Source organism: Porticoccus sp. W117 (genome assembly GCF_030341905.1).
GTDB lineage: Bacteria > Pseudomonadota > Gammaproteobacteria > Pseudomonadales > Porticoccaceae > SCSIO-12696.
Genome location: NZ_JATAAF010000007.1, coordinates 139,437 through 164,929 on the forward strand (window position 1 = coordinate 139,437; position 25,493 = coordinate 164,929).

General features: G+C 52.0%; 24 protein-coding genes. 17 read left to right on the forward strand and 7 right to left on the reverse strand.

The window, feature by feature from the left end; genetic code table 11:
- The first annotated feature begins 68 nt into the window (after positions 1 to 68).
- Together QSV34_RS07500 and QSV34_RS07505 are read left to right on the forward strand one after the other, a co-directional pair.
- Complete coding sequence (locus tag QSV34_RS07500; RefSeq protein WP_289153366.1) at positions 69 to 3,266, forward strand: TonB-dependent receptor; 3,198 nt, start codon at positions 69 to 71, stop codon at positions 3,264 to 3,266.
- Between the two features lie 209 nt (positions 3,267 to 3,475).
- A complete protein-coding gene (locus tag QSV34_RS07505; protein ID WP_289153369.1) occupies positions 3,476 to 4,666 on the forward strand; it encodes a TlpA family protein disulfide reductase in 1,191 nt (396 codons plus the stop codon).
- A gap of 28 nt (positions 4,667 to 4,694) precedes the next feature.
- On the opposite strand, the gene nhaD is transcribed toward QSV34_RS07505, so the two are convergent.
- Both nhaD and QSV34_RS07515 read right to left on the reverse strand, forming a co-directional pair.
- Positions 4,695 to 5,939: a sodium:proton antiporter NhaD gene (nhaD, locus tag QSV34_RS07510; protein ID WP_289153371.1), complete on the reverse strand. Its 1,245-nt coding sequence runs from the start codon at positions 5,937 to 5,939 to the stop codon at positions 4,695 to 4,697.
- Positions 5,940 to 6,014: 75 nt separating this feature from the next.
- Positions 6,015 to 6,947 (reverse strand): LysR family transcriptional regulator, encoded by a 933-nt coding sequence (locus QSV34_RS07515; RefSeq protein ID WP_289153373.1) that lies wholly within the window; start codon positions 6,945 to 6,947, stop codon positions 6,015 to 6,017.
- Positions 6,948 to 7,073: 126 nt separating this feature from the next.
- Between QSV34_RS07515 and QSV34_RS07520 the strand changes: the two genes are divergently transcribed.
- The 4 genes from QSV34_RS07520 to QSV34_RS07535 are packed head-to-tail and all read left to right on the forward strand — an operon-like array spanning position 7,074 to position 9,842.
- Positions 7,074 to 7,286, forward strand: a complete 213-nt coding sequence (locus QSV34_RS07520; protein ID WP_289153375.1) for a hypothetical protein — start codon at positions 7,074 to 7,076, stop codon at positions 7,284 to 7,286.
- A gap of 5 nt (positions 7,287 to 7,291) precedes the next feature.
- Positions 7,292 to 8,227 (forward strand): sodium-dependent bicarbonate transport family permease, encoded by a 936-nt coding sequence (locus QSV34_RS07525; protein WP_289153376.1) that lies wholly within the window; start codon positions 7,292 to 7,294, stop codon positions 8,225 to 8,227.
- An 8-nt stretch (positions 8,228 to 8,235) separates the two neighbouring features.
- Complete coding sequence (purE, locus tag QSV34_RS07530; protein ID WP_289153377.1) at positions 8,236 to 8,718, forward strand: 5-(carboxyamino)imidazole ribonucleotide mutase; 483 nt, start codon at positions 8,236 to 8,238, stop codon at positions 8,716 to 8,718.
- Positions 8,718 to 9,842, forward strand: a complete 1,125-nt coding sequence (locus QSV34_RS07535; RefSeq protein ID WP_289153379.1) for a 5-(carboxyamino)imidazole ribonucleotide synthase — start codon at positions 8,718 to 8,720, stop codon at positions 9,840 to 9,842. The genes purE and QSV34_RS07535 overlap by 1 nt, the downstream gene beginning before the upstream one ends.
- Positions 9,843 to 9,985: 143 nt before the next feature.
- On the opposite strand, the gene QSV34_RS07540 is transcribed toward QSV34_RS07535, so the two are convergent.
- From QSV34_RS07540 to fusA, 3 genes are all read right to left on the reverse strand, one after another.
- Entirely contained in the window at positions 9,986 to 10,189 is a 204-nt protein-coding gene (locus QSV34_RS07540) for a hypothetical protein (RefSeq protein ID WP_289153381.1), read from the reverse strand.
- Between the two features lie 55 nt (positions 10,190 to 10,244).
- Positions 10,245 to 10,604, reverse strand: a complete 360-nt coding sequence (locus tag QSV34_RS07545; RefSeq protein ID WP_289153382.1) for a hypothetical protein — start codon at positions 10,602 to 10,604, stop codon at positions 10,245 to 10,247.
- A gap of 173 nt (positions 10,605 to 10,777) precedes the next feature.
- Positions 10,778 to 12,865: an elongation factor G gene (gene fusA, locus QSV34_RS07550; RefSeq protein WP_289153384.1), complete on the reverse strand. Its 2,088-nt coding sequence runs from the start codon at positions 12,863 to 12,865 to the stop codon at positions 10,778 to 10,780.
- Positions 12,866 to 13,086: 221 nt separating this feature from the next.
- Here fusA and folD point away from each other — a divergent pair, with 221 nt between their 5' ends.
- The gene (gene folD / locus QSV34_RS07555; RefSeq protein ID WP_289153385.1) at positions 13,087 to 13,929 is read left to right on the forward strand and encodes a bifunctional methylenetetrahydrofolate dehydrogenase/methenyltetrahydrofolate cyclohydrolase FolD; all 843 of its coding nucleotides are present in this window, start codon (positions 13,087 to 13,089) and stop codon (positions 13,927 to 13,929) included.
- Between the two features lie 107 nt (positions 13,930 to 14,036).
- Here the strand turns inward: folD and QSV34_RS07560 are convergent, their stop codons facing one another.
- Both QSV34_RS07560 and trmA read right to left on the reverse strand, forming a co-directional pair.
- Positions 14,037 to 14,927 (reverse strand): peptidylprolyl isomerase, encoded by an 891-nt coding sequence (locus QSV34_RS07560; RefSeq protein WP_289153387.1) that lies wholly within the window; start codon positions 14,925 to 14,927, stop codon positions 14,037 to 14,039.
- Between the two features lie 21 nt (positions 14,928 to 14,948).
- Positions 14,949 to 16,031, reverse strand: coding sequence for a tRNA (uridine(54)-C5)-methyltransferase TrmA (gene trmA / locus QSV34_RS07565; protein WP_289153388.1), 1,083 nt, complete (start codon positions 16,029 to 16,031; stop codon positions 14,949 to 14,951).
- A 119-nt stretch (positions 16,032 to 16,150) separates the two neighbouring features.
- Between trmA and QSV34_RS07570 the strand changes: the two genes are divergently transcribed.
- The 10 genes from QSV34_RS07570 to bfr all read left to right on the forward strand — a co-directional run bounded on the left by QSV34_RS07570 (position 16,151) and on the right by bfr (position 25,322).
- Positions 16,151 to 16,558, forward strand: a complete 408-nt coding sequence (locus QSV34_RS07570; RefSeq protein WP_289153390.1) for a secondary thiamine-phosphate synthase enzyme YjbQ — start codon at positions 16,151 to 16,153, stop codon at positions 16,556 to 16,558.
- A gap of 99 nt (positions 16,559 to 16,657) precedes the next feature.
- On the forward strand, positions 16,658 to 18,604 hold the full coding sequence (locus QSV34_RS07575; RefSeq protein ID WP_289153392.1) for an SLC13 family permease: 1,947 nt from the start codon (positions 16,658 to 16,660) through the stop codon (positions 18,602 to 18,604).
- Between the two features lie 368 nt (positions 18,605 to 18,972).
- Positions 18,973 to 20,406: an MATE family efflux transporter gene (locus QSV34_RS07580; RefSeq protein WP_289153394.1), complete on the forward strand. Its 1,434-nt coding sequence runs from the start codon at positions 18,973 to 18,975 to the stop codon at positions 20,404 to 20,406.
- Between the two features lie 41 nt (positions 20,407 to 20,447).
- Complete coding sequence (locus QSV34_RS07585) at positions 20,448 to 20,996, forward strand: DUF2058 domain-containing protein (RefSeq protein ID WP_289153396.1); 549 nt, start codon at positions 20,448 to 20,450, stop codon at positions 20,994 to 20,996.
- A gap of 3 nt (positions 20,997 to 20,999) precedes the next feature.
- Entirely contained in the window at positions 21,000 to 21,530 is a 531-nt protein-coding gene (locus QSV34_RS07590; protein ID WP_289153398.1) for a SprT family zinc-dependent metalloprotease, read from the forward strand.
- Between the two features lie 54 nt (positions 21,531 to 21,584).
- Positions 21,585 to 22,772: a BaiN/RdsA family NAD(P)/FAD-dependent oxidoreductase gene (locus QSV34_RS07595; RefSeq protein ID WP_289153399.1), complete on the forward strand. Its 1,188-nt coding sequence runs from the start codon at positions 21,585 to 21,587 to the stop codon at positions 22,770 to 22,772.
- Entirely contained in the window at positions 22,769 to 23,731 is a 963-nt protein-coding gene (locus QSV34_RS07600) for a DMT family transporter (protein ID WP_289153401.1), read from the forward strand. Before QSV34_RS07595 ends, QSV34_RS07600 begins: the two co-directional genes overlap by 4 nt.
- Positions 23,724 to 24,335 (forward strand): YigZ family protein, encoded by a 612-nt coding sequence (locus tag QSV34_RS07605; protein ID WP_289153403.1) that lies wholly within the window; start codon positions 23,724 to 23,726, stop codon positions 24,333 to 24,335. Before QSV34_RS07600 ends, QSV34_RS07605 begins: the two co-directional genes overlap by 8 nt.
- A gap of 71 nt (positions 24,336 to 24,406) precedes the next feature.
- Positions 24,407 to 24,613: a bacterioferritin-associated ferredoxin gene (locus QSV34_RS07610; RefSeq protein WP_289153406.1), complete on the forward strand. Its 207-nt coding sequence runs from the start codon at positions 24,407 to 24,409 to the stop codon at positions 24,611 to 24,613.
- Positions 24,614 to 24,857: 244 nt separating this feature from the next.
- Complete coding sequence (gene bfr / locus QSV34_RS07615) at positions 24,858 to 25,322, forward strand: bacterioferritin (protein WP_289153408.1); 465 nt, start codon at positions 24,858 to 24,860, stop codon at positions 25,320 to 25,322.
- The last annotated feature ends 171 nt before the right edge of the window (positions 25,323 to 25,493 follow it).

Genomic DNA, 25,493 nt, shown 5'->3' on the forward strand with positions numbered 1-25,493 from the left:
GTTTAAGGTGCAAGAGAAACCTGCAACAAATACCTAACTATTATATTTTCCGGGGATGGGTTGATTTCATGAGAAATAATCAAAAATTTGGTCGAAAAAAACTGGCTATGGGCGTTGCCGCCGTATTGTTTTCTATGGGCGCCATGGCGGATATGGAAAGGGTCAGCATCAATATTGAAGCGCAGCAGACGAATAAAGCGATCCTGGATTTGGCAACACAAACCGGTTACCAAATAGTGCTGAAAGGAAAGGCTGGTGAAGATTTAAAACTGTCTGAGTTGAGAGGGGAATATTCAGTCGATGAAGCGCTGAATATATTGCTTAAGGGAACCAATCTCGTCTATGAGTTTGTTTCGGATAACTCTGTTGTTGTAAAAGAGGTTACAAGTGAAGTACCTCAAGCAAATAAAGATCAGACCAGAGAGCCAGATGAAGAAGTGCTGATTACCGGCACCCGCCTGAAAGGTTACAGCCCTGCCGCCCATGTAATTTCCCTGGATCGAGATAAACTGGAAAAAGGCGGTTACACCAGCCTGGAAGATGTTTTTCGCCGATTGCCACAGAACCTCAGTTCTACCACGGGAGAGGCTTTGGATGCGGAACAGCTAGAATTTAACGTCAATTTCGGCAACATACCAGCTATAGAGATGAGGGGGCTTGGGGCATCGGGTATCAACCTGCGGGGTCTTGGTGTCGGCGCCACACTGGTGTTGGTTGATGGTCGTCGTCGCACCACGTCTCCTATTGGTGGCGGCAGTTTTACCGATATTTCTGATATTCCGCTGTCACAGGTGGAGCGTATCGAAATCCTGAACGATGGCGCTTCTGCCATTTATGGTGCCGACGCAGTAGGTGGCGTTGTTAACATTATCCTGCGCAAAGACTATCAGGGGCTCCAGCTGGACGTGCGCCATGAAAGTTCCAATGCAGGGGGCGACCTGTCGCGAGCCAGTGTCGGTTACACCACATCCTGGGACGGAGGTCGCCTGACACTGGGCCTTGACCTGAATGAGAGAAAAAGCGCCAACAGAGATAAATTTGTACGTTCCGCTGGCCCCCAGGGGTTGGGCGACTTCAGAGACCTTGGAGGGGCGAATACTCGTACATTAGGTCTCGGTGAGCCGGCGTTGGTTTTTGGCGTTGATGGGTTGGATCCCCGAAATGGTCTGCCACTAGTCTCTGATACACCGTTTAACCAGGATGGCTCTCTCTACACCGGCGACCTGCCCAGCCTTTATCGATTATCAGATTTGGGGCCGGCGGAAGAGGGGCGCGCTTTGCGTATTAGTGTAGAACAGGAGCTGACTGACTCTGTTACGGCTTATCTGGATGCCTCTGCCAACCGACGGGATGATGGCCGGGTCTATACGCCCAATGCCTGGAGTGGCTCATCTGGTTTGTCGGCAGTAAGGTCTCTGACTTTTGTGCCCAGTTCAAACCCTAATATTCCGGCGGTATTCACTGGCCCAGGGTTTAGTGAAGGGGTTGCCGTTGGATATACCTTCCGCCGTGAATTGCAGCAAATCTCATTCAGTGAGGCCCGTCAGACAGGTTCCGATCAGATGACTATCGGACTCAGGGGTGACTTGCCGTTTCTGGAAGGCTGGGATTTCGACGTCAGCTATGGCTACAGCAAGCAAGACTCATCGGGAATGAACACCAAGTTTGCCCTCCGTGGTGAAGGTTTTGAAACGGAGCTGAATGATGCACTCAATGGCTTTAATCTGTTTACCGATGGCAGTGACAGCTCGGTAATTGATGCCAATGCCGAGCTGTTGAGGGCCACAATTAATACCGATTCCAGTGAATTTGAATCCGAATTGAAATCCCTTGATGGCTCCATAAGTGGCGACCTTTTCGCCCTGCCAGCGGGTAATGTGCAGATGGCAGTTGGCTTCCAGTTACGCGAAGATGAAATTGACCAAAGTCGGTTTCGCCAGATAATTTCCGATATCGTTTGGCAGGCTGAACGGGAGGCGCAAGCGTACTTTGTTGAGCTGGGTGTGCCCCTGCTGAAAGACCTGCCCCTTATCCAGGAAATGTCACTGACTCTGGCCACGCGTCGCGAGAGCTTTAAGCAGAACGGCGATTTGACAGTACAGAATACTGCACGAGATTTTGTATTCTTCCCTAGTTTTGGCTTTGTAGAAATCGATTTGAGTGAGTTTGACCCTGTGGATGTTATTGGCTTGACTGAGTTTCCAGTGGCAGGAGGCCCCAATCTTAATGAACGGTCTGAAGTGTTTGAGTTCGACAATACCAGCCCCAGTGTATCTCTCAGTTGGCAGGTGAACGATGAGTTTAAGTTGCGCGGCAGATGGGGCGAGTCGTTTCAGGCACCAACCCCCGGTCAGCAATTTGGAGCCATATTCCTGAACGCCCATACCGCTTCTATAAGAGGGGCTCCGCCTTTTGTTCGTCCTAGTGAAGGTTACCAAGGCACGGAATTAAGCACCAGCCCGGAGTTTGCCGGCCTTAGTGCGGCCAGTGTTACAGGCAGCAATCCGGCTTTACAGCCCCAGATTGCCCGGACTCTTAACTGGGGCTTCGATTACGCTCCCAGTGCTGTCGATGGCCTGAATCTGTCTGTCACCTACAGTCGGGCAAAATTTGCGAACTTTATTGGCTCGCCTCCTGGGTCCCGTTCCAGAGACTTCGCGGTTTTTGCTTCAGACCCGGACTCGTTCCCCGAAATTTTTACCTTCAATGCAGACAGATCCATACTGCTGGTGGATCGACGTTCAGCCAACCTTGCCAGCAGGTTGTCGGAAACTGTCGATATTCTGGTGAATTATGACTTTGAGACGGATTTGGGTAGTTGGGGAGTCACGCTGAATGCCCAGCGAAGCCTGCGCCTTGAAGAACAGTTCACTGCGGCCTCACCGGTGTTCAGTTTTAATGACAGCGAATTTGGACCCAGCAAGTGGGGCGCAGATATGTCAGTTCTGTGGAATTACGGTGATTACAGTGCGGTTGTTTCCGCCAATTACAGCTCTGATCACAGAGTACTGTTCCCAGCGATCACCAATGCTGATGAGCCCGAAATTGAGCGTTCCGGTTCTACCACCACGGTTGATTTGCAGTTTGCCTACCAGCCCCAAGACGCCTCTGGCTGGTTGCAAGGCATGAGGTTCACTCTGGGGGCGCAGAACCTGTTCAAACCCGAATTCCGCTTTGTTGATAACGGAATTGGCTATGCGGCCAATCGCAACAATGCTAGGGGCAGGGTTATCTACCTGGACGTGAGTAAGGACTTTGAGTTTTAACTTGATGTAAACAACTTTGGCAGGCCTTTGCTGTTTTTTTGTAAGGGTCTGCTTTTTTGTATCTGGTCGAGTCTGACTATTTAAACGCAACGAGTGAATATAGAGTGTGCTGCCTCAATAATGTGAGACGGCGTAGTATCTTTTAATTTTTGTATTTGTAGTTTACAGATATTCCATTTGAGACTCATGTTGTATTTATAGGAGGAGAGATGAGAAAAGTACTTGTGGCTGGCCTGAGCTTCTGGCTGTCTTTGAGTGTGCTGGCGTCGGATTTGGAGCGCAAGATAGCTGAACAACAGGTTGCAAAAGCCCTCGTATTATCCGATGTATTCAAGGCACGGTATAAGGCAATTAGTGTTTTAAGAAATAAATACCCAAAATTATATAAGGCGCAAAAAAAGACTCTGGATGCAGAGATCGACGCTTTTGATATGCCTCGGTACGTTTGGCAGGCCATCGAACTGATGGATAAAGACGCTTCCGGTGAAGCAGGGTTCCTTGCTATGAAATTAATTAGCAGGCAATACCCCGCCATACTTCCAAACGGCAACCAAGGAGATATGCCGTCACTGAATCCTGTTCAATTGGGGGAGGTCTTTACCCGACTGATTGATAAGGCATTGTCCGAGCATATTGATAATCCGAACCTGATTGAGGTTGTTGGCAGGCCAGCTTTTTATCTTACAAGTTTGCCGACATATAACATCGAGGCTGTCTATGATTACCAGAAGTCTGTTTGGAGCAAAATTATAGAAGGCAGTGAGCACCGCTCTGTAAAGGGAACCGCAGCTTATTTGATGGCAGATTACGCCATCAAGTTTACCCAGATTTCGGGGTTACCAGAAGAACTGAAGCGCCAGGCGAAAATAGATGTTGCTACTTACTCGAATATGTCTATTAACGAGTATGGCGATGTGGTGGTGCGAAACGGTAAAACGGCTAGAGAAATTATGGGAGGCAGGCTATTTGCTTTGGATGCTCTGGTTGCTGGTAAAGAGCTGCCCGATGTTGAGGCAAAAACTCTGAAAGGAAAGCTGGATCAACTCAGCAACTACCGAGGAAAAGTGGTGTTGGTGGACTTCTGGGCTACATGGTGCGGGCCCTGCATTGCTACCTTTCCTGCAATCGCACAACTGAAAAAGGAACTGGCGGGCAAGCCATTTGAGGTCATTTCCATCAATGTTGACGACGAAGTGGAAGATGCCATTGCCTTCAAGGAAAACAGTGAACAGCCCATGCCTTGGGTAAACTGGCATATAGGCCCGGACAGCCCGATTCTGACCGAATGGGCGGTGAATAAGTATCCGACATTCTTTGTGTTAGACGAGAAGGGCATTATTCAAATTACCGACTTTGATTCGAACAAGATCAAAGAACTTGTTAATAAGCTCGCGGAGTAATGCTTACCTGTAAATAGCATCCCTTCTGTTAGCGGAATAAAACCAGACCAACTCCGTAACTGCCGGCATAGCCAACGGTATAGGCAAGCAGCAGAAAGAGGCTGTATTTCATATAGCTGACAAAAGTGATTTCTTTCACTTTACTCATAGCAACAATACCAGCCGCAGAACCGATAACCAGCAGTGACCCGCCTACACCAACACCATAAGTCAGTGACAGCCAGTTGGCGGAGGTTATCTCCAGATCGGCTTTCAGCAGAGCAGCAGTAAGGGGCACGTTGTCTACCAACGAAGATAACAACCCCATTACGTAGTTTGCTTCCAGTGGGTGCATGGTCTGATAAATGTCGGTAAGGCTATCCAGAGCGCCAATTTCTTTCAACATGCCCATCAGCAGAAGAATTCCCAGGAAAAAAAGCAAGGTGTCGAATTCAATAACGCGAATATAGTCCAGCAAACTTTCCCGTTTGTCATCCCGATAACAGAAACGTCCTATCAGGAACATCACTGACAGGCCGAACAGGAACGTCAAAACTGGCGGCACTCCGGCAATAACATTGAATGCAATGGTGGCGAGGATGGTGCAAAGAAATATCACCGATACGACAATACCAACCCGATCATAGCTGCTTTCGGCGTCAGCAATAGCGATCTTGCCACGCAAGCCAATCGATAGTAGTACGGCTAGCAGCATTACACTAACAAAGGAAGGAATTATCAACCATAGAAGGTTTTGAATATTTACCTTACCGTCCAGAAATATCATCAGGGTTGTCACATCACCAGTTATCAACGAGACACCGCCGGAGTTAACTGCGAACACCACAATAACGGCAAACTTCAGCGTCTTGGCTGCTGGCAGTTTTAGTGACAGCACCAATGCAATAGATATCAGGGTGGCGGTGATGTTGTCTGACAACGAAGAAAACACAAAGGCGAAGATAGCCACTAAAAACAGCATCTGCTTCTCGCCAATCTGCGAAGGCAGAATTCGGTAAATAATTGCCTTGATTAAACCCTTATGATTAAGAAATGCCACAAATGTCATGGCTGCCAAAAGGAAAAGCCATAGACTGGCGATTTCCAATAGGTTTTCGTTGAGCTCTCCCTGAAGCATTTGCTGTGTTTGATTGGCTTCGGGAAACAGGAAAATCATCAGCCATGCCAAAGTGCCCAAAAACAACGTAGTTTTAGCTTTATTGAGATGGATAACATCTTCAAGGACGATCAACAAGAAAGCCAAAATCGCTAAAGCGATTAAAGCACTGTTCATGGCTGTAATCCGATATCTAGAATGGCGCGTAGTTTAAAGTATTCCAGCAGGTATGCTAGCCATTATTAATTTATTTTAACGCTCTAAATCCTCCAACAACTGCAAGCGGTTATTCTTCTGCGCAAACTCCAACAACGCCGTTGCTATTGGCGAAGCAGGCCGGCTTTTCAAACTCACCAGGTACCAGTTGGTTTTGATCGGCAGTTTGCCGACGTTGAGTATAGACAGCCCGGCACTGCCGCCAAAGGTGAGGGTGTGCTCAGACAGTATCGACACGCCCATTCCCGACATCACCATGTGTTTGATGGCTTCGTTGCTTTCAATGGTCATGCGTACATTCAGTTCGCAGTTGTGCCTTGTCATATGTTGTTCAATGGCGTAGCGGGTACCGGAACCATTTTCGCGCATGATGTAGGGCTGACTGGCAAATTCTTTCAGGCTGATGCGCTTGCGCTGGCAGAGGGGGTGTTCCTGATGGGCAATGGCCACCAGCCTGTTGGGTAAGAATTCGGCTAATTGGTAATCGTCATTGGTGGGTGGGTGGCTGAATACACAAAAGTCGTCTTCACCTTCCGCCAGGCGCTTTACGATCTGCGCCCGGTTGCCAATGGTCATATCTACGTCAATATCGGGAAACTGCCGGCAGAAGTCTCCCAGCAAGTGGGGCATAAAATACTTTGCCGTGGTCACCACTGCCAGCCGCAGTGTGCCTGACGTTAGCCCGCGCAGTTTGGTCAGTTTCATATCCAGGCGCTCAAAGCACAGCAGTACTTCGCGGGCGCTTTCCGTGGTGACTTCGCCAACTTCTGTGAGTTTTAAGTCTCGGCCCACTTGGTAAAAAAGTGGGCTGCCGATGGCTTCACTGAGTTTTTTCAGCTGCATCGATACCGTAGGTTGGGTCAGATGCAGCGCTTTGGCGGCAGCGGTTACGCTGCCGTGGTGGGCCACGGCCAGCAGTATTTCCAACTGACGCAACGTGCCGATATGGGCGTGCAGGCGAGTTTTCATGGCTTTCCAGCTATAAGTAAATACATAGATAAATATAAATGTATTAACTAGATAATATCTATTTTTAGTTATGTCAAGTTTTGTTCAGAATGGCGCCCAACTAGTTCTCAACTCACAGAGGTGTCAATGAACCTGTCTCAAATCTACTTTGGTGTTTGTGCCGGCTTGTTAATTACTGCCGTGGCGGCGTTGCTGGCGCAGCAAGGCATTATTGGTTGGGCGCTTGCTTTGGTGGGTGCAACGGTAGCAGTCTGCAATGGCGTGGCCTGGTGCTATCAGCGAATCAACAATCCATCAGTTCGGGTACAGATGCCTGTTTACCTGATCGAGAGTAAATAAGCGTCATGCAGATTGACGTTGTTGTCGCCTTTTTCGTGCTCGGCATGGTAGCCACCTTGCTGGGTACAAAAATCGATTTTCCCAAAGGGCTTTACCAGTTTCTAACGTTGTTTTTGCTGCTGGCTATTGGCCTGAAAGGGGGCATGGCCCTCGGCGACCATATTGGTATTGAGTTGCTGGGGCAATCTTTGGTGGTAGTGACACTGGGTTTGATTTTACCGCTGATTGCCTACCCGTTACTCAAACGTTTTGGTGGCTGGTCGCGGCTGGATTCCGCATCCACAGCGGCTCACTACGGCTCTGTCAGCGTGGCCACTTTTGCAGTGGCAGTGGCGGTGATAGAGGCGCAAAACCTGTTTTACGAGCCGTACTTCCTGTTGTTTGTGGTGGTTTTGGAGGTGCCCGCTATTGCCGTAGGACTGTGGCTGGCCAAACGCGGCGAACGTGCCTCTAACACCAGCCGACGCCAGTTGTTTCACGAATTGTTTGGCAACCAGGGCGTGGTGCTGTTACTCGGTGGTTTGCTGATTGGTTGGTGGGCAGGGGACAACACCCGCAACATCATGCCGTTGTTCTCCACGTTATTTCACGGTGTATTGGCGCTGTTCCTGTTGCAAATGGGGCGTCTGGCTGCCGAGCAGTTTTCCGAGCTGCGTCGCCAGGGGCTGTTTCTGGTTAGCTTTGCTATTGCCATGCCATTGATTGGTGCGCTGTTTGGTGGTGCCTTGGCGTTGTTGCTGGGGCTTTCTGCTGGTGGCGTGGCGCTATTGGCGACTCTGGGAGCCAGTGCTTCTTACATAGCGGTACCCGCTGCGCTGGGTGTGGCACTGCCTCAGGCCAATCTCAGTTTACCGTTGACCGCATCCCTGGCGGTTACTTTTCCGTTCAATGTGCTGGTTGGTATCCCTGTCTACCTGGCATTGGCTCAACGACTTACATAGGAAAAATCATGAAATTTTCAACGGTCAACGTTGTGATGGGCTCAAAGTCAGACTGGCCCACCATGCGCAAAGCCACAGAGGTATTGGAGGTGTTGCAGGTGCCTTTTCACGCATCCGTGGTGTCGGCTCATCGAACTCCGGCGCGGCTGGTGGCGTTTGCCAACCAGGCCGCTGACGAGGGCACAAAAGTCATTATTGCCGGTGCCGGCGGTGCCGCTCATTTGCCGGGCATGTTGGCGGCAGAAACCTGGCTGCCGGTGATCGGCGTGCCGGTGGCGAGTCGGCACCTCAATGGCCTGGACAGTTTGTTATCCATCGTGCAAATGCCCAAAGGAGTCAGCACAGCGACCATGGCCATTGGCGAGTCCGGTGCTTTTAACGCGGGCTTGATGGCTGCCCAGATGTTGGCACTGGAAGATCCACAGCTGCGTGACCGCCTTGTGGCATGGCGTCAGGCACAAACCGATTCTGTAGAACTGGAGGTAGAGTAATGCGTATATCAATAGTTGGTACCGGTCAGTTGGCAAGGTTGATGGCACTGGCCGCTCATTCGTTAAAACTGGATGTGTCGTTCTTGAGGCTGGGTGACGATGATTATTCCAGTGTCGATGGGCTTGGCCGTGTAGTGACGGCCACACCCACGCGCACGGCAGTGGGGCTTTATCGCGACCTGGGGCGGCCCGATGTTATTACGGTGGACCGTGAGTCAGTAGATATTGATTTGCTGAAATCTTTGCAGGCGTTTTGCTCCGTTGACCCGGCTCCTGAAATTATTGAACTGACTCAGCATCGCCTGAAGGAAAAGTACTGGGTGGCTCACCAGTTGAACTTGCCGACTGCGGATTATCTTTACTGCGACGATGGGCGTTCGTTGTTTGAAGCGGCTGAAACATTGAAATTCCCGCTGATCGCGAAAAGCTGTGAATCCGGCTACGACGGCAAGAACCAGTGGCGTTTAAATGACTTGAACACCCTGGAGTCGTGCTGGGAGCAGATCGTTAAAACGGAAGCCATTGTTGAAAAACAAGTGAGCTTTCAAAAGGAAGTGTCACTGATCGGTGTGCGCAATGCCCATGGGGATACTCGCTTTTATCCTCTGGCTGAAAATTACCACCAAAACGGGGTTTTGGTCAGCTCCGAAGTGGGTATCAATGCATTGCCCGATAAATTGGCAGGGGATGCGCAGAATTACCTCAGGGCGCTGATGTCCAGCGGTAATTACGTTGGTGTGATGGCCATGGAGTGCTTTGTCACCGACAAGGGCCTGCTGATCAACGAACTGGCGCCGCGAGTACACAACAGTGGCCACTGGACGCTGACGGGCAGTGCCACCAACCAATTTGAAAATCACCTGCGCGCCATTACAGGCATGCCCCTTGGTTCTACAGAGCTACTGGCTCCCACAGCAATGGTTAACTTGCTGGGCGTCACCCCTGGGCAAGTGCATTTAGTGGGCGAAAGGGCGCATGTGTATGATTACCACAAAGCCTTAAAGCCAGGGCGAAAAATGGGCCACATTAACTGTAGCCTCAGCGAGCCCTGGCGGTTGCGGCAATGGCTGGATCAGCAACTGAATGTGGTTTACGGCTGGGAGGAAAAGCGCGTGGCGAGTTAGTTCAGGCAACAGGAATCACAATCCTGGACTCTAGTCTGTCAGCAAATAAAAACCCCGACAGTTTTCACTGCCGGGGCTTTGCGTTTCAGGATTTAAGAAGGCTTATTTCTTGGCTTCCTGGTGCTCTTTCTCTTTGGCGAGACTCAAAAGAATTGATCCAGTATTTTAATAACGCCAGCCATAACGCCTATAGCCGCAAACATCCAGATTTTGCTATCTGAAATTTTTGTGCCCAATTTGGCAATATCTTCCTTTGTGGCGGAGTGTTTAGTGAGGCTGTCGATTTTATTGTCCATCACAGCAACGGTTTTTTCGAGTTCACCTACTCGTTGTTCCAGTGTGCTCATTGGGGGTTCGCCTCCGCTAATTGGCTCTGACCCCTCCCAGGGGCCACGCTCAACGTTACTTCTGTCCATTATCAACCTCTCCCTTTATGAAATTCAAGACTTTGCCTAACGAAAATAACGGCATATATCCGCAGTTGTTACAGATTGTTGGCATGGTGTAGAGGAATGGCAGCTGGAAAAAACTTTCTGTCATGGGTGCGTGTTCTGGCAGGGGTACCACAACAGCATGCTTGATTTCAGGTGTATGCTCCCCATCGACTATGTGCACTTTTGTTCGCGTTTCTATGGGCTCAATATTGGCTGATCTGCAGCATGGGCAGGTCAAGTCGTTTAAAGAGTTTAGAAATGCTTTGGCATATTCAAATTTTATCCAGTATCCGTTAAAAGGATCAAAGTTATAGTCAGGTTCGGACATTTAGTTACCTCCTTGTAAATTGTGCTGATAAGAGAAAATGCAGAAATATTATTTGCCGCCATTATATCCAATAGAGTCAAACAGGGCACAGCAGATTTGGCGTTTCTTAGAAGCAAACAAAAACCCCGGCAGCTTTCACTGCCGGGGTTTTGCGTTTCAGGATTTAAGAAGGTTTACTTCTTGGCTTCCTGACGCTCTTTCTCTTTGGCGATCACTTCTTCAGCTACGTTCTGCGGGCAGGGCAGGTAGTGGCTGAATTCCATGGAGAACTGGCCGCGGCCAGAGGTCATGGTGCGCAGGTGGCCAATGTAGCCAAACATCTCCGCCAGAGGTACGTCGGCTTTGATGCGAACGCCGGTGGTGCCGGGCTCCTGGTCTTTGATCATGCCGCGACGACGGTTCAGGTCACCGATCACGTCACCCACGTGATCTTCCGGAGTGAACACGTCCACTTTCATGATCGGCTCGATCAGCTGTGGGCCGGCTTTGGGCATGGACTGGCGGAAAGCGCCTTTGGCGGCGATTTCGAACGCAACTGCCGAGGAGTCAACGGCGTGGAAGCCACCGTCGTACAGTTCGATTTCAACGTCCAGAACCGGGAAGCTGGCCAGCGGGCCGGTTTCCATCATGCCTTTAAAGCCTTTCTCAATGGCCGGGAAGAATTCCTTAGGTACGTTACCGCCCACAACAGTGGATTCGAACTTGAAGCCGGAACCGGGCTCGCCGGGCTTGATGCGGTAGTCGATCTTACCGAACTGACCAGAACCACCAGACTGCTTCTTGTGGGTGTAGCTGTCTTCGATTGGGGTGGTGATGGTTTCGCGGTAGGCAACCTGTGGCTGACCCACTTCCAGTTCAACGCCGTAAGTGCGCTTGAGGATGTCGACTTTAATGTCCAGGTGCAGTTCACCCATACCTTTCAGGATGGTTTCACCGGAATCTTCGTCAGTCTCAACCTGGAAGGAGGGGTCTTCGGCAACCATTTTACCGATGGCAACGCCCATCTTCTCGGTAGAGCTCTTGTCTTTCGGAGATACCGCGATGGAGATTACCGGATCCGGGAATACCATGGGTTCCAGAGTACAAGGGGCTTTCGGGTCACACAGGGTGTGGCCGGTTTGTACGTTCTTCATGCCCACAACGGCAATAATGTCACCGGCTTGAGCAGTGCTCAGTTCGGTGCGGTCGTCGGCGTGCATTTCCACCATGCGGCCGATACGTTCGGTTTTGCCGGTGAAGCTGTTCAGCACGGTGTCGCCTTTGTTCATCACACCGGAGTAGATGCGGATAAAGGTCAGGGCGCCGAAACGGTCGTCCATAATTTTGAACGCCAGGGCGCGCAGGGGCTCCTCCTTGGATACCAGGGCCACTTCACCAGTAGGTTCGCCTTCTTCGTCGGTCAGAGGCTGTGGGTCTACTTCGGTGGGGCTTGGCAGATAGTCAACAACTGCATCAAGAACCAGCTGTATGCCTTTGTTTTTAAAGGCGGAACCACAGTAAGTTGGGAAGAAGGCCAGGGTGCGGGTGCCTTCGCGGATGCAGCGCTTGATGTCGTCGATGGAAGGTTCTTCACCTTCCATGTAGGCCATCATCAGGTCGTCGTCCATTTCCACGGCAGTTTCGATCAGCTGCTCGCGGTACATGGCGGCATCGTCAACCATTTCGGCAGGGATGTCGGTCACTTCGTAGTTTTCAGGCTGTCCGGAATCGTCCCAGATGTAGGCCTTCTGGCTCAGTACGTCGACAACACCTTTAAAGTCGTCTTCGATGCCGATAGGCAGGGTCATTACCAGTGGGTTGGCGCCCAGTACTTTCTTAACCTGGTCAACAACGCGGTAGAAGTCGGCACCCATACGGTCCAGCTTGTTCACGAAGATAATACGGGCCACTTCGGATTCATTGGCGTAGCGCCAGTTGGTTTCGGACTGGGGCTCAACACCGCCGGAGCCACAGAAAACACCAACACCACCATCGAGAACCTTCAAGGAACGGTACACCTCAACGGTGAAGTCCACGTGCCCTGGGGTGTCGATGATGTTCATGCGGTGGTCGTTCCAGAAGCAGGTGGTAGCCGCGGACTGGATGGTAATACCGCGCTCGGCTTCCTGCTCCATGAAGTCAGTGGTGGCCGCACCGTCGTGTACTTCACCGGTTTTGTGGATTTTACCGGTGAGCTTGAGAATACGCTCGGTGGTGGTGGTTTTACCGGCGTCTACGTGGGCGAAGATGCCGATGTTGCGATACAGGGATAAGTCAGACATTTCTATTCTCGAATGCGCTGTTAATGAAACTGTGTTGGGCGACCGAACCTGTAACAAAGGCTGGCCCCGGGTCAAAATAGCGCGCAATTATACAGGAAGTTGACGGCCAGAACAGGCCTTTATACGGCACAAAGTTGCACCAAATCGGCTACTTCACAGGGCATGATTGTCGTGAGAAAATCGCCAGTCCGATTCACCTGTGTAACATTCTGGACGCCACTATGACCGCTATTCTTCTCGACGGTAAAGCCGTTGCCAAGCAAACCGAAGCTGAACTCAGTGAGCGGGTTGCTGCACTCAAAGCCAGAGGTGGAGACACTCCCATACTGGCCACTATTCTGGTGGGTGCCGATCCGGCATCTGCGACTTATGTGCGCATGAAGCAAAACGCCTGCAAGCGGGTAGGTATGGAATCCATTGCGGTAGAGCTGCCGGAAGAAACTACCACCGAGCAACTGCTGGCAACAATCCACGAGTTGAACGACAACCCCAATTGCCACGGCATTTTGCTGCAGCACCCTGTGCCGCCACAAATTGACGAGCGCACCTGCTTTGACGCCATTGCCCTGAACAAAGATGTGGATGGGGTGACGTGCCTGGGCTTTGGTCGCATGGCAATGGGCGAGGAAGCCTACGGCTCTGCGACTCCGCAAGGCATTATGCGCTTGCTGGCAGCCTACGATATTGACCTCAATGGCAAGCACGCTGTGGTAGTAGGGCGTAGCCCGATCCTGGGCAAGCCCATGGCAGCTATGCTGTTGAACGCCAACGCCACGGTAACCATCTGCCATTCCCGCACCCAGAACCTGGCAGAACACGTCAAGCAAGCGGATGTTGTTGTTGGCGCCGTGGGTGTACCAGAGCTGATCAAGGCGGAGTGGATTAAAGACGGTGCCGTGGTGGTAGATGCGGGTTACCACCCTCCCGGTGTCGGTGATATTGAGCTGGGCCCGCTGGTGGATCGTGTGGCGGCTTACACGCCAGTGCCCGGCGGTGTTGGCCCGATGACCATCAATACCCTGATTCTGCAGTCGGTGGATGCTGGGGAGAAGAAGCTGGGGTGAAAAAGCCCGCAGCGCGGGCTTTTAGGGAGACGTGAGACGAGAGATGTGAGACGAAGGTCAGAGCGTAACTCGGGTTACGTCTCTCATCTCCCATCTTTCATCTCCCGTTATAGCTTCTCCACCGGCGGAATAATATTGCCAATCCCTATGCGGCCAGTGGGGTCGTGAAAGAATTCATGGTTGCGGTAACGGCAGGACTGTACCCAGCGCTGGAAGGCTGGAGTGTCGGTACGTAGCACTCGCAGCCTGGTTCTGTCTTTATCGCTTAGTTCGCTGCCCAGGCGAACACTCAACAGCGGTTCATGCTCTGCCGCAGTTTCATAAAATCCCAAATTACCCGTGCCACGGGGCAAGCTGGATAGGTGTTCCATGCCCCAGATAACACGCCCGACAACGGTCAGGTTTTTGTCCAGATGGCGGGGAGCGTGGCCGGTGACCGCATACAGTGATGAGCCATCGCCACTGTCGATATCCATGCCTCTGCCAACACCCACTGTTCCATAGCAATGCAACATCCATAATTGTGTGTCGTCGTGGCCGACGGGGAATCCTTCACTAAACCCCACATGGTCAGCGTAGGCATCTCGGCTCTCAATGGGGGTAATGTTGTTGTCTGAAAGGGGCTGAAATATTTCGGCTTTCAGTGGTGTCTTTGCAGTGCCCAGGCTTTTAGCTTTGTCAGCATCTTCAAAATTTGGGTCGCCCCATTGGGCCACATAGTTGTCGTGAGAGCGAATAACCGCCAGGCCGTCGAAGTAACGCTCTTTCACCATAGTGCGAATATTGGCGATGTGTTTGGGCGCAAAGCCAGGAGCCAGCTCAATAATGATTTCACCGCTACGGGTTTGCATATACAGCAGGTTGGCAGTGTCTGGTTCGCGCCAGTCGGACGGTTTCAGCGAAGCCATCACTTCAGCGGTGGTTAGGTGTTTGTCCGTGTCTGCGAAGGCAAACAGGGTAAAGGCAGCTGCCACAATGCCCGCCAGGGTTTTTGTCATTGTTGTCACCTATACGCCCGGTTATTTTTTGGTTAGCAAAGCCCCACACTCCAGATGGTGGGTGTAGGGAAATTGATCGAAAGCGGCGAATTTTTCGATGCGGTGGGTTTCGCTCAATGCTTCCAGATTATTTTTCAGTGTTTCCGGATTGCAGGAAATATAGAGGATATGATCGAAGCGCTTCACCAGCTCAACGGCGCCGCCATCCAGCCCTGCACGGGGCGGGTCTACAAATACTGTGGAAAAGCTGTAGCTGTCCAGATCGATGTCTTTCAGGCGACGAAACGGGCGCACCTTGTTGAGGGCGTCGGTAAAATCTTCGCTGGACATGCGTACAATATCAATATTACTGACGCCATTTTGCTCCATGCTCCAGTGAGACGAGTTTACCGATACCTTTGAAATTTCCGTCGCCAGCACCCGATTGAAGTTTTGCGCGAGGGGAAGTGTAAAGTTGCCGTTACCACAGTACAGCTCCAGCAAATCGCCGCCATTGTCTTTGCTGTTTCCTACCGACCATGCCAGCATTTTTTCGTTCACGCCGGCATTGGGTTGGGTAAAGCCAGTTTCGACCTGTTTGTATTTGTATTGCCTGCCGAGCACAGTCAGTTCTTCGGTTACATAGTCGCGATCCAGCACCACTTTTTGTTTTTTACTGCGGCCAATGATGGGCGCTCCGATGGCTTCGCTGAGTAGCCGTGCCTCAGCTTGCCATGCCTCATCCAGAGGCTTGTGATAGATCAGTGTAACCAGCGCGTCGCCACTGAGGGTGGTGAGAAATTCCACGACGTAGAGTTTGCGGCGCAGCACTTCATTGCCGTGAATACCCGCCATGACGGCGGGCATCAATTGATTGATTTTTTCCGAGCCAATGGGGAAATCATCAATGGGAATAGGGCGGCTGCCACCGGGTTTGTGCATGGCGTAAAAGGATTGCTCGCCTTCGTGCCAGATACGGAACTCGGCGCGCATGCGAAAGTGGCTGGGCTGCGATGGGTACACCGCCACATCCGGCAGTTCCAAATTAGAGAAGTCTTCTCTGAGCCTGGCAATTTTCTCATCCAGCTGCTGCTGGTATTGGCTGGTATGAATATGGTTTAGCATGACTTTTTCTTGTCTGGCACGGGAGCCTGGGGTGCGGCATTATACGGCACCATCTAATAAAGGTGCATGCAGTAAAGGTGCATACAGTAAGGTACATGGTCCAAAGTTGAGGGCGGCAGATGATCAAAACCGTAGCGATTTCAGTCTCCGGTCAGGGGCTGCACGATATTACTCCTGATATAAAGCGCGCAGCAGCTTCCGCAGAATTGCCGGAGGGGCTTTGTACGCTGTACATCCAGCACACCTCTGCCAGTTTGTTGATTCAGGAAAATTACGATCCTTCCGCCAGAGTAGACCTGGAAAACTGGCTCAATCGCCTGGTGCCCGAGAACGACCCGCTCTACACCCACACCATGGAAGGGCCGGACGATATGCCCGCCCATATTAAAGCGGCACTCACGGCTACCAGCCTGTCGATACCCATAATGAATGGTCAGCTGGCACTGGGAACCTGGCAGGGCATCTTTCTGTGGGAGCACCGCCATCAGCCGGGCGGGCGCAAGGTGTTGGTGCATATTGGCGCTTGATACCCTTAATGCGATGTCGACAACGGCCTGTTACCCTGAGACTATGTGTGGTTATTGCGGTCTTGTTGTTCAGAGTGGTTCATTGGGATTGGAGGTAGAGTGGAAACCAGAAAGCGCGCGCTAACCCTGGGTGTTGTGGCACTGTTATTTGCATTGCTGGGGTTATATCTGGCCAGCGTTGCCCCCACCATTCAGATTGCCTGGGTACTGGCGATTCTGCTGCTTACCGTCTATCTGTTTACCTTTGAAGTGATCCCCATCGACATTGCCGCTATTACGGTGATGGTGTTTTTGGGGCTAACCACGCTGATTGCACCATTGATGGGGCTATCTACGGGGCTCACAGACATAAACAACCTGTTTGTGGGCTTTTCCAGTAATGCGGTGATGTCCATTATTGCGGTAATGATTATTGGTGCTGGCCTGGACAAAACCGGCATTATGAATATTGCTGCCAAACACATGCTCAAGCTGGGTGGCAGCACTGAGAAACGCATTATTCCGATGATCTCTGGCGCTGTCGGGGTGATTTCCGGGTTTATGCAAAATGTGGGGGCAGCGGCACTGTTCCTGCCAGCGGTGGGGCGTATTTCCTCCCGCTCTTCCATCCCCATTTCGCGCCTGCTGATGCCCATGGGCTTTTGCGCCATTCTCGGTGGCACGCTGACGTTGGTTGGGTCCAGCCCACTGATCCTGCTCAATGACCTGATTGATAACTCAAACCGGCAGCTGCCAGCAGACCAGCAAATGGAGACATTCGAACTGTTTTCCGTGATGCCTATTGGTCTTGCCATGATTGCTGCCGGTATCGCGTATTTTGTGTTTTTTGGTCGCTATGTTTTACCTGCGGGTAAGGAACTGAGCCGCAAGGCCACTCGCTCTGCCAGTTATTTCAGGGAAACCTACGATCTTGATTACAGCATCCGGGAAATGCGCGTTCCACCAAACAGCCCGTTGATTGGCCTTACTCTGGATGAATTTGAAACCCGCTATAGCGTCAGAACCATTGCGGTAACCTCTGGCAAACGCCTGAGGATGGGGCAGGGTGGTTTGCTGCTGGATATGAAAATCGAAGAAGGCGATGTGGTTGCCTGGATTGGCGACGCCAAAGCCCTGTTCGATTTTGCCCAGGAAATGAACCTGGTGATGCGGCCCCGCCTGATGTCCTTTGCCGAGGCCTTGTCCCCCAGTCAGGCTGGCCTTGCAGAAGTGGTGGTTCCACCCACCTCACCCATGGTTGGTCAATCTGCCCGTGATTTGGGTATGCGCAGTGAACACGGCGTTTCCACCCTGGCCATTATCCGAAGTGATGGCACCCTGCGAGAAGGCGAAGACGTTCGCAATAGCCCCTTCGAGCCCGGCGATACCTTGGTGGTGTACACGGATTGGGAGAGTTTGCAGCGTTTGGATGTAGATAAAAACTACATGATCGTTACCAGCTATTACCCCCGCGAAGAAGTGCGCAGCCACAAGGCCACCCACGCACTGGCTTTTCTTGCCATCGCGCTGTCACTGGTGTTGTTCACAGATTTGCGCCTGTCAGTGGCGCTGCTGGTGGGTGCCTTGGGTATGATTCTCAGCGGTGTGCTCAGTGCTGAGGAGGCCTACCATTCGGTGAGCTGGAAAACGGTGTTCTTGTTGGCCAGCCTGATTCCCTTAGGAGCAGCGGTGGAAACCACCGGCACGGCAGCCTGGATAGCAGATGGGCTGCTGGGGTTTATCGGCGAAACATCTCCCTGGGTGTTGCAGTTGACCATCGCGGTTTTGGCAACCCTGTTTACCCTGGTTATGTCCAACGTGGGGGCGACAGTTTTGCTCGTCCCGCTGGCGATTAATATCGCGTTAACCGCCGGTGCCAATCCAGCGGTGTTTGCACTTACCGTTGCGCTGGCAACCTCTAATTCCTTCCTGATCCCCACCCACCAGGTGAACGCTCTGATTATGGGGCCGGGGGGTTATAAAGTGGCTGATTTTGTCCGTGCCGGCGGCATCATGACGGTACTGTTTTTGGTGGTGCTGATGGTGATGTTGAATTTGTTGTATTGAGGTGGCGGTCAAGAGCTGGTGGTGCTTTCCCAGACACGCTGTCAATACATCCCTGTACGCTCCTCTGCGGCATCCTTGCCGCAGAAGGTCTGGGAAAGCACCACCAGCTCTTGACCTTCATATCCACCATCTGAAATTTTTTACATATTGAGTGGGCTACTGCCAAAGGTTCTACACCATGAGGTACAGGGCTTTTCAGACCTTTGGCCGCAGGGATAGCGGCCAAGGAGCGCACAGGGAAGTGTTTACAGCGTGTCTGAAAAGCCCTGTACCTCGTGGTGACGTAGTGGCCCTGTAAAGTTAAGTTAACCCCATCTACTCACCAACCAACAGGAGTATGCTGTTGCGTTTTCCTGACCGGGCATACCATGTCTAAAACCGCCGTATTCACTCAGGGCTCCACCTTTCGCCACATTCTGGTAATGACCGGTGCCAGTACCGTGGGGCTGCTGACGCTGTTTCTGGTGGACTTGGTGGATATGTATTTCCTCAGCCTGTTGGGGCAGGAAGAGTTAGCGGCGGCTATTGGTTTTTCCGGCACGTTACTCTTCTTTCTTACCTCCGTAGGTATTGGCCTGCAGATTGCGATGGGGGCTTTGGTAGCTCGTGCCGAAGGGCGCCACGACCGCGATTTGGCGAGCCGCTATTGCGCCAGTGTGATGTGGTTCAGTGCACTGTTCTCTGCCTTGGTGACGCTGCCCGCCTGGTATTTTCTGGAAGAATTATTGGTCTTTCTCGGCGCCAGTGGTTTGACCCTGGAATTGGCCATGCAGTACAGCAATATTCTGCTGCCAAGTACGCCAATATTGGCTTGCGGGATGTGCTGCGCCGCCGCCTTGCGGGCAGTGGGGGATGCGCGCCGATCCATGTACACCACCATGGGTGCGGCTATCGTTAATGCGGTGCTGGACCCGATTTTTATCTTTGCTTTGGGAATGGGCATTGAGGGGGCAGCGGTTGCCTCGCTGCTGTCGCGAATGGCGCTACTGATGATTGGTTTGCACGCCGTGGTCAAACGTCACCAACTCAGCTGTGGGCTGTGTTGGAGCAAGATGGTTGCTGACCTGCGCAATATTATTCCTATTGCCGGGCCCGCATTGCTCACTAACCTGGCGACCCCAATCGGTGGCAGTTATGTGCTGAAAACCATGGCTACCTATGGCGACAGCGCTGTTGCTGGCGCGGCTATTCTTGGGCGTATTACGCCGGTGGCCTTTGCACTGGTGTTTGCGTTGTCCGGCGCCATCGGCCCCATTATTGGCCAGAACGCGGGGGCTGCTTTGTACCACCGAGTGCGGCTAACGCTGCTAAACGCCATGATGGTGAACCTGGGTTATGTGCTGTTGGTGTGGGCGGTACTGTTTTTACTCAGCGATTCCATTGTTCGTATGTTCAGCGCAGAAGGCGAGGCGGCCTATCTGATCAGCTTTTACAACACCTGGCTGGTGATTGGCTTTGCCTTTAACGGTGTACTGTTTATTGCCAATGCCGCCGCCAACAATCTCAATCGAGCCACCCAGGCTACGGTATTCAACTTTGCTAGGGCGCTTTTAGGCACGGTACCTCTGGTGTATCTAGGCTCCCAATGGTTTGGTGCTGTGGGTGTTATCGCTGGTGAGATGGCCGGTGCCTTGGTATGGGGAACGGCCGCATTCCTTGTGGTGCTATGGCAAGTGAATAAATTGCAGTGCAGCCACCAAAAGACCCCAGTGTCGGAAGTCGCGGAGTGCGCAACTGCCTCACAATTCAGTTCACCTCGCAGCCAAATGGGGGTTCCTTTAACTACGCCCTCAGACGATTGAGGCGATATAATGGCCATTTTTTACAGCGGGTTGGAATTCAGGTGGCAAACTCTCTACAGGATCAATTGCTGAAAGCAGGCTTGGTAGACAGCAAAAAAGCCAAGCAAGTACAGCGTCAGAAAAAGAAACAAACCAAACAGCAACACAAAAGCGGCGTGCAAGCGGTTGATGAAACCAAGTTGGCAGCGCAGCAAGCCCAACGGGAAAAAGCCGATAAAGACCGCGAGATGAATCGTCAGCGTTTGGCTGAAGCGGAGCACAAAGCCATTGCCGCGCAGATCAAGCAGCTGATTGAAAGCAATCGCCAACCGCGCAATGGCGAGATTGGTTACAGCTTCTCCCACGACAATAAAATCAAAAAAATCTACGTGGATGCCCGCCAGCAGAAGCAGCTGGAACGGGGCATTCTGGCCGTTGTGGTGTTGGGCGATCAATTTGAACTGGTGGCCGCGCCGGTGGCAGAGAAAGTTGCCCAGCGGGATGCTGATTATGTGGCTCTGTTAAATAATCCCAAGGAAGAAACTTCCTCACCAGATTCTGACGACGAGTATTACGCCCAGTTTGAAATCCCCGATGACCTGATGTGGTAATGCATGCCCGTCGACCCTGTTATCCCTATCGATGACGCCCGGCAGCACCAGGTCGTCACCGAAACCCAGCGTTATATACAGCTGGCTAACCACGAACTGGATTGCCTTATTGAGGACATTCCCGTCTTGTTCGACTTAAAAGGGCAGGTGGCGGGAATGTACCGCATGGTTGGCCGGGGCAAAAAAGTGCAGCGGGTAATTCGCTACAACCCCTGGTTGTTTGCCAAGTATTGGGATGACAATTTCACCACCACCATTCCCCATGAAGTGGCGCACTATGTGGCTGAGCAGTTGTTTGGCAAAGTGCAGCCTCACGGGGTGGAGTGGAAGAACCTGATGGATTTGTTTGGCGCTGACAGTGCCCGCACCTGTCAGTTTGATATGGCCGGTATTCCTGGCCGCAAGGTAAAGACTGTAGCCTATCGGTGCCAGTGCCGACAACATCAACTGTCACTGATTCGCCATAACAGGGTTGTGCGAAAAGGTGCACGCTACCTGTGCCGTTTTTGCCAGCAACCTCTGGCTCAAGCGTAGAGCCGGTTATCGAAGCCTCATCCACCATTCCGCTGAATAGAGCGAATTGCTGATTTGAAAAATTACGACGTTATTGTGGTCGGCGCCGGTGCCGCCGGTTTGATGTGCGCCATTACCGCTGGCCAGCGGGGGCGTTCCGTGCTTGTGTTGGAGCGCGCCAACAAGGTGGGCAAAAAAATTCTGATGTCTGGAGGTGGGCGTTGTAACTTCACCAACCTCTATGTGGAGCCGGAAAATTATCTGTCCGCCAATCCACATTTTTGCAAGTCCGCTCTCAGTCGTTACACCCAGTGGGACTTTATCGATTTGGTCAATAAACACGATATTGCCCACCATGAGAAAACCCTGGGGCAGTTATTTTGCGATGGTTCATCAAAACAGATTGTGCAAATGCTGCTGGATGAATGTGCGACAGTGGGAGTGACAGTGGTAACCAGCTGTGATGTGCAGGCTGTAAATACCGACGGTGATGGTCTTGTGGCCCGCACCAGCATGGGTGAGTTCACCGCCAGCTCTGTGGTGGTGGCGTCCGGTGGTTTGTCGATCCCGACATTGGGCGGTTCCGGTGTGGGCTACGATATTGCCCGCCATTACGGCCACAAGGTATTGCCCCTGCAGGCGGCACTGGTGCCATTTACCTTTACCGATAGCCTCAAGGAACTGTGCACGCAGTTATCCGGGGTGTCGGTAGATGCTGGCGTCAGCTGCAATGGTGAAAGTTTTCGCGAAAATATTCTGTTTACCCATCGGGGGTTAAGCGGGCCGGCGATTCTGCAAATATCCAGTTATTGGCAGCCCGGCAATACTATCGCCATCAATTTGCTGCCGGATTGCGATGCAAGCCAATGGTTGCGGGATGAGAAGCAAGCGCAGCCCAAGTCTCTGTTGCGGACGGTGCTGGCTAACCGTTTACCGCGCAAACTGGTACAACAACTTGAATGCCTTTGGTGGCAATCGCAGGCGCAATTACCCTTGGCGGAAATGGCCGATTCGGTGTTAGAAAATATGGGCGAAAAACTCAATAACTGGCAGCTTAAACCAGCAGCTACCGAAGGCTATCGCACAGCAGAGGTGACCATGGGCGGTGTCAGTACTGACGGGCTGTCATCCAAAACCATGGAAAGCCAACATCAGTCGGGGCTCTACTTTATCGGTGAAGTGGTAGATGTTACCGGTCACCTGGGCGGCTTTAATTTTCAGTGGGCCTGGGCGTCCGGTTACGCAGCGGGGCAAGTGGTATGACTATCAGCTCACCCGTAAAAGCCGTTTGGCTACTGATATTTGTTTGCATGATTTGGGGGCTGATGTTCGTATTGGTGGACCAAACCATCGAACACTTACCCGTACACAGCTTTCACGCCTTCCGTTTTGGCATTGCGGCCCTCTGCTTGCTGCCTTTGTGGAAATTGGATCCAGAAGCGAAAGGCGTTCGCCTGTCAAAAGACTTGTTGCTGCCAGGGTTGGGTTTGGGACTAATTATGTTCACCTGTTTCGCCACCCAGACCTTGGGGATGCAGCACACCACGGTATCCAACACAGGCTTTATCACCGGCTTGTGCGTGCCACTGGTACCCATTATTGGGTTGCTGCTGTTTCGCGCAAAAGTAAAAGCGGCTGCCTGGCTCGGCGTGCTTTGTACCACTGTGGGGATTTATTTCCTGACAGTAGGGGACAGTCTGACATTTAATCGCGGCGACAGCCTGGTGCTGATTGCAGCGGTTTTCTTTGCTTTGCATATTGTGGTCACAGGCCGAGTGGCACCCAACTTGCCACTGATCCCTCTGTGCACCATCCAGATGGCAGCGGTCAGTTTATACAGCGCCATTGCTGCAGTGGTCAGTGAGCCGATAGGGGAAAACACCCTGGCCGCATTCCAGCACCCCATCGTCTGGATCACCATTATTACCTCTGGCGTATTGGCCACTGCACTGGCGTTTTGGGCGCAAACCGCATCTCAGCGCTTGCTGGAACCTTACAAAGTGGGTTTGATTTTTGCGACTGAGCCGCTGTTTACCCATGTCGCAGCTGCCTTGATATTGGGAGAACGCCTGGGCGGAGCAGGTTGGCTGGGAGCAGGCCTGATTATTGGTGGCATGCTGGTGGCAGAACTGTCAGACCGCCGCCATCCGCCGAAAATGTCTGCTGCGGATATGAATGCTGCGCCGGATTTCAGCGCTCAGCCGAACACTCGAAATGACTGAGTTTGTTACCCCGGCAGATCGCGCTGAATGCACCTATGAAATCAAGAAAAGCCGCTTTATCGCTGTCGCTGCGCCTGCCAGCAGCCGGGAACAGGCCATGGCGTTTTTGCAGCAAGTGCGCGATCAATACCCGGATGCCCGCCACCATTGCTGGGCTTATTTGCTGGGAAAGTCTCCATCCACCTTGAGTGCCGCCATGTCTGATGACGGTGAGCCCAGCGGCACGGCTGGCAAGCCAATTCTTAATGTGCTGCAGCACAAAGGTGTGGGCAATGTGATGGTGGTGGTTGTGCGCTATTTTGGCGGTATCAAGCTGGGAGCAGGTGGCCTGGTCAGGGCGTATTCCACAGCCACACAGCAGGTAATGGAAATACTGCCTGTGCAGCAGCAGCGGGAGATGGCAGCCGCCACACTGGAATGCGATTTTTCCAGGGAACAATCCGTACGCCATTGGCTGCAACAGCACAATGGTGTTTTGGAGAATGTGGCCTATGGCAAGAACGTTGTTATGGCTATTGGTGTTCCCTCAGAGCGCATGCCAGCCTTGCTGGCGTTTGCTGCAGCAAACAACTGTTTGATCACAGAGGATAAACCACCCCAATGAGAGTGCTAATGCAATTGACAGTAATTCTTATTTAGATTTACAATCGCATCAGCTAAACAAAGGGTTAGTTTATGTACGTTTGTATCTGCCGTGCCGTTACCGATAACCAGATTCGCCAAGAGGTGAGTCATGGCGCCTCTACCATGCGCGAAGTAGGGCAGCGCCTGGGTGTTGGCACCCAATGTGGCAAGTGCAGCAAACACGCCCGCAGCGTGATCCGCGAGGCCATTGCCAACCGCCCCATGGAAGACCCGGCTATCTGGGAGCCTTCAGCGTAAAGAGAGCCCTCAGCCTGATAAAAAGCCTTCAGCTTAAGGTGAATACCCAACCCCCATTCAAAAAAATCCGGCATTTGCAAAAATGTCGGATTTTTTATACCCCAGAGTGAATTCTCTGCTATAGTTTGTTGCGCAAGTTATTGATATTTAATGATATTTTTTCTTATTTGTGGCTGATAATCAATGCCAAATGAGCCTGATATCAGTTCCAGCGCAACAACAACCAAAAACTCAGGAGACACCCATGAAAGGTGATGCAAAGGTCATCGAATACCTCAACAAGGCATTGACCAACGAGCTGACCGCCATCAATCAGTACTTTCTACACGCCCGTATGTACAAAAACTGGGGGCTGGAAAAGCTCAATGAGAAAGAATACGAAGAGTCCATCGATGAAATGAAGCACGCCGATCAGCTGATCGAGCGTATTCTGTTCCTGGAAGGGCTGCCAAACTTGCAGGATTTGGGCAAGTTGATGATTGGCGAAGACGTCAAGGAAATGATTGAAGGGGATATGAAGATTGAGCAATTGGCTATCCCCCTGTTGCGGGAAGCCATCGCTTACTGCGAATCCGTTTCCGATTACGTTTCCCGCGAACTGTTCGAAAGCATTTTGGAAAGTGAGGAAGAGCACCTGGATTGGCTGGAAACCCAGTTGGAGCTGATCGACCGGGTCGGCTTGCAGAATTACCAGCAGTCGATGATGTAATTTACCTCGCTGGCGGCATCAAAAAGCGGAGCATAGAGCTCCGCTCAGACTGCTGACAAAGTCCTCGCCCTCGTGCGGGGACTTTTTATAATGGGGCATGTTAAAAGACCGCCCCCAAACCCAGTCCACTATGGAGTTCGTCAGCATTGACGAGCTAGTTCCTGCCGACCA

Coding starts and splice junctions, on each gene's coding strand:
- QSV34_RS07515 (WP_289153373.1), bottom strand. CDS start 6,947: ATGAAAACTCGCCTGCACGCCCATATCGGCACGTTGCGTCAGTTGGAA.
- QSV34_RS07610 (WP_289153406.1), top strand. CDS start 24,407: ATGTACGTTTGTATCTGCCGTGCCGTTACCGATAACCAGATTCGCCAA.
- trmA (WP_289153388.1), bottom strand. CDS start 16,031: ATGCTAAACCATATTCATACCAGCCAATACCAGCAGCAGCTGGATGAG.
- QSV34_RS07605 (WP_289153403.1), top strand. CDS start 23,724: ATGACTGAGTTTGTTACCCCGGCAGATCGCGCTGAATGCACCTATGAA.
- fusA (WP_289153384.1), bottom strand. CDS start 12,865: ATGTCTGACTTATCCCTGTATCGCAACATCGGCATCTTCGCCCACGTA.
- folD (WP_289153385.1), top strand. CDS start 13,087: ATGACCGCTATTCTTCTCGACGGTAAAGCCGTTGCCAAGCAAACCGAA.
- QSV34_RS07520 (WP_289153375.1), top strand. CDS start 7,074: ATGAACCTGTCTCAAATCTACTTTGGTGTTTGTGCCGGCTTGTTAATT.
- QSV34_RS07570 (WP_289153390.1), top strand. CDS start 16,151: ATGATCAAAACCGTAGCGATTTCAGTCTCCGGTCAGGGGCTGCACGAT.
- bfr (WP_289153408.1), top strand. CDS start 24,858: ATGAAAGGTGATGCAAAGGTCATCGAATACCTCAACAAGGCATTGACC.
- QSV34_RS07560 (WP_289153387.1), bottom strand. CDS start 14,927: ATGACAAAAACCCTGGCGGGCATTGTGGCAGCTGCCTTTACCCTGTTT.
- QSV34_RS07600 (WP_289153401.1), top strand. CDS start 22,769: ATGACTATCAGCTCACCCGTAAAAGCCGTTTGGCTACTGATATTTGTT.
- QSV34_RS07545 (WP_289153382.1), bottom strand. CDS start 10,604: ATGTCCGAACCTGACTATAACTTTGATCCTTTTAACGGATACTGGATA.
- QSV34_RS07505 (WP_289153369.1), top strand. CDS start 3,476: ATGAGAAAAGTACTTGTGGCTGGCCTGAGCTTCTGGCTGTCTTTGAGT.
- QSV34_RS07540 (WP_289153381.1), bottom strand. CDS start 10,189: ATGAGCACACTGGAACAACGAGTAGGTGAACTCGAAAAAACCGTTGCT.
- QSV34_RS07500 (WP_289153366.1), top strand. CDS start 69: ATGAGAAATAATCAAAAATTTGGTCGAAAAAAACTGGCTATGGGCGTT.
- nhaD (WP_289153371.1), bottom strand. CDS start 5,939: ATGAACAGTGCTTTAATCGCTTTAGCGATTTTGGCTTTCTTGTTGATC.
- QSV34_RS07590 (WP_289153398.1), top strand. CDS start 21,000: ATGCCCGTCGACCCTGTTATCCCTATCGATGACGCCCGGCAGCACCAG.
- QSV34_RS07535 (WP_289153379.1), top strand. CDS start 8,718: ATGCGTATATCAATAGTTGGTACCGGTCAGTTGGCAAGGTTGATGGCA.
- purE (WP_289153377.1), top strand. CDS start 8,236: ATGAAATTTTCAACGGTCAACGTTGTGATGGGCTCAAAGTCAGACTGG.
- QSV34_RS07580 (WP_289153394.1), top strand. CDS start 18,973: ATGTCTAAAACCGCCGTATTCACTCAGGGCTCCACCTTTCGCCACATT.
- QSV34_RS07525 (WP_289153376.1), top strand. CDS start 7,292: ATGCAGATTGACGTTGTTGTCGCCTTTTTCGTGCTCGGCATGGTAGCC.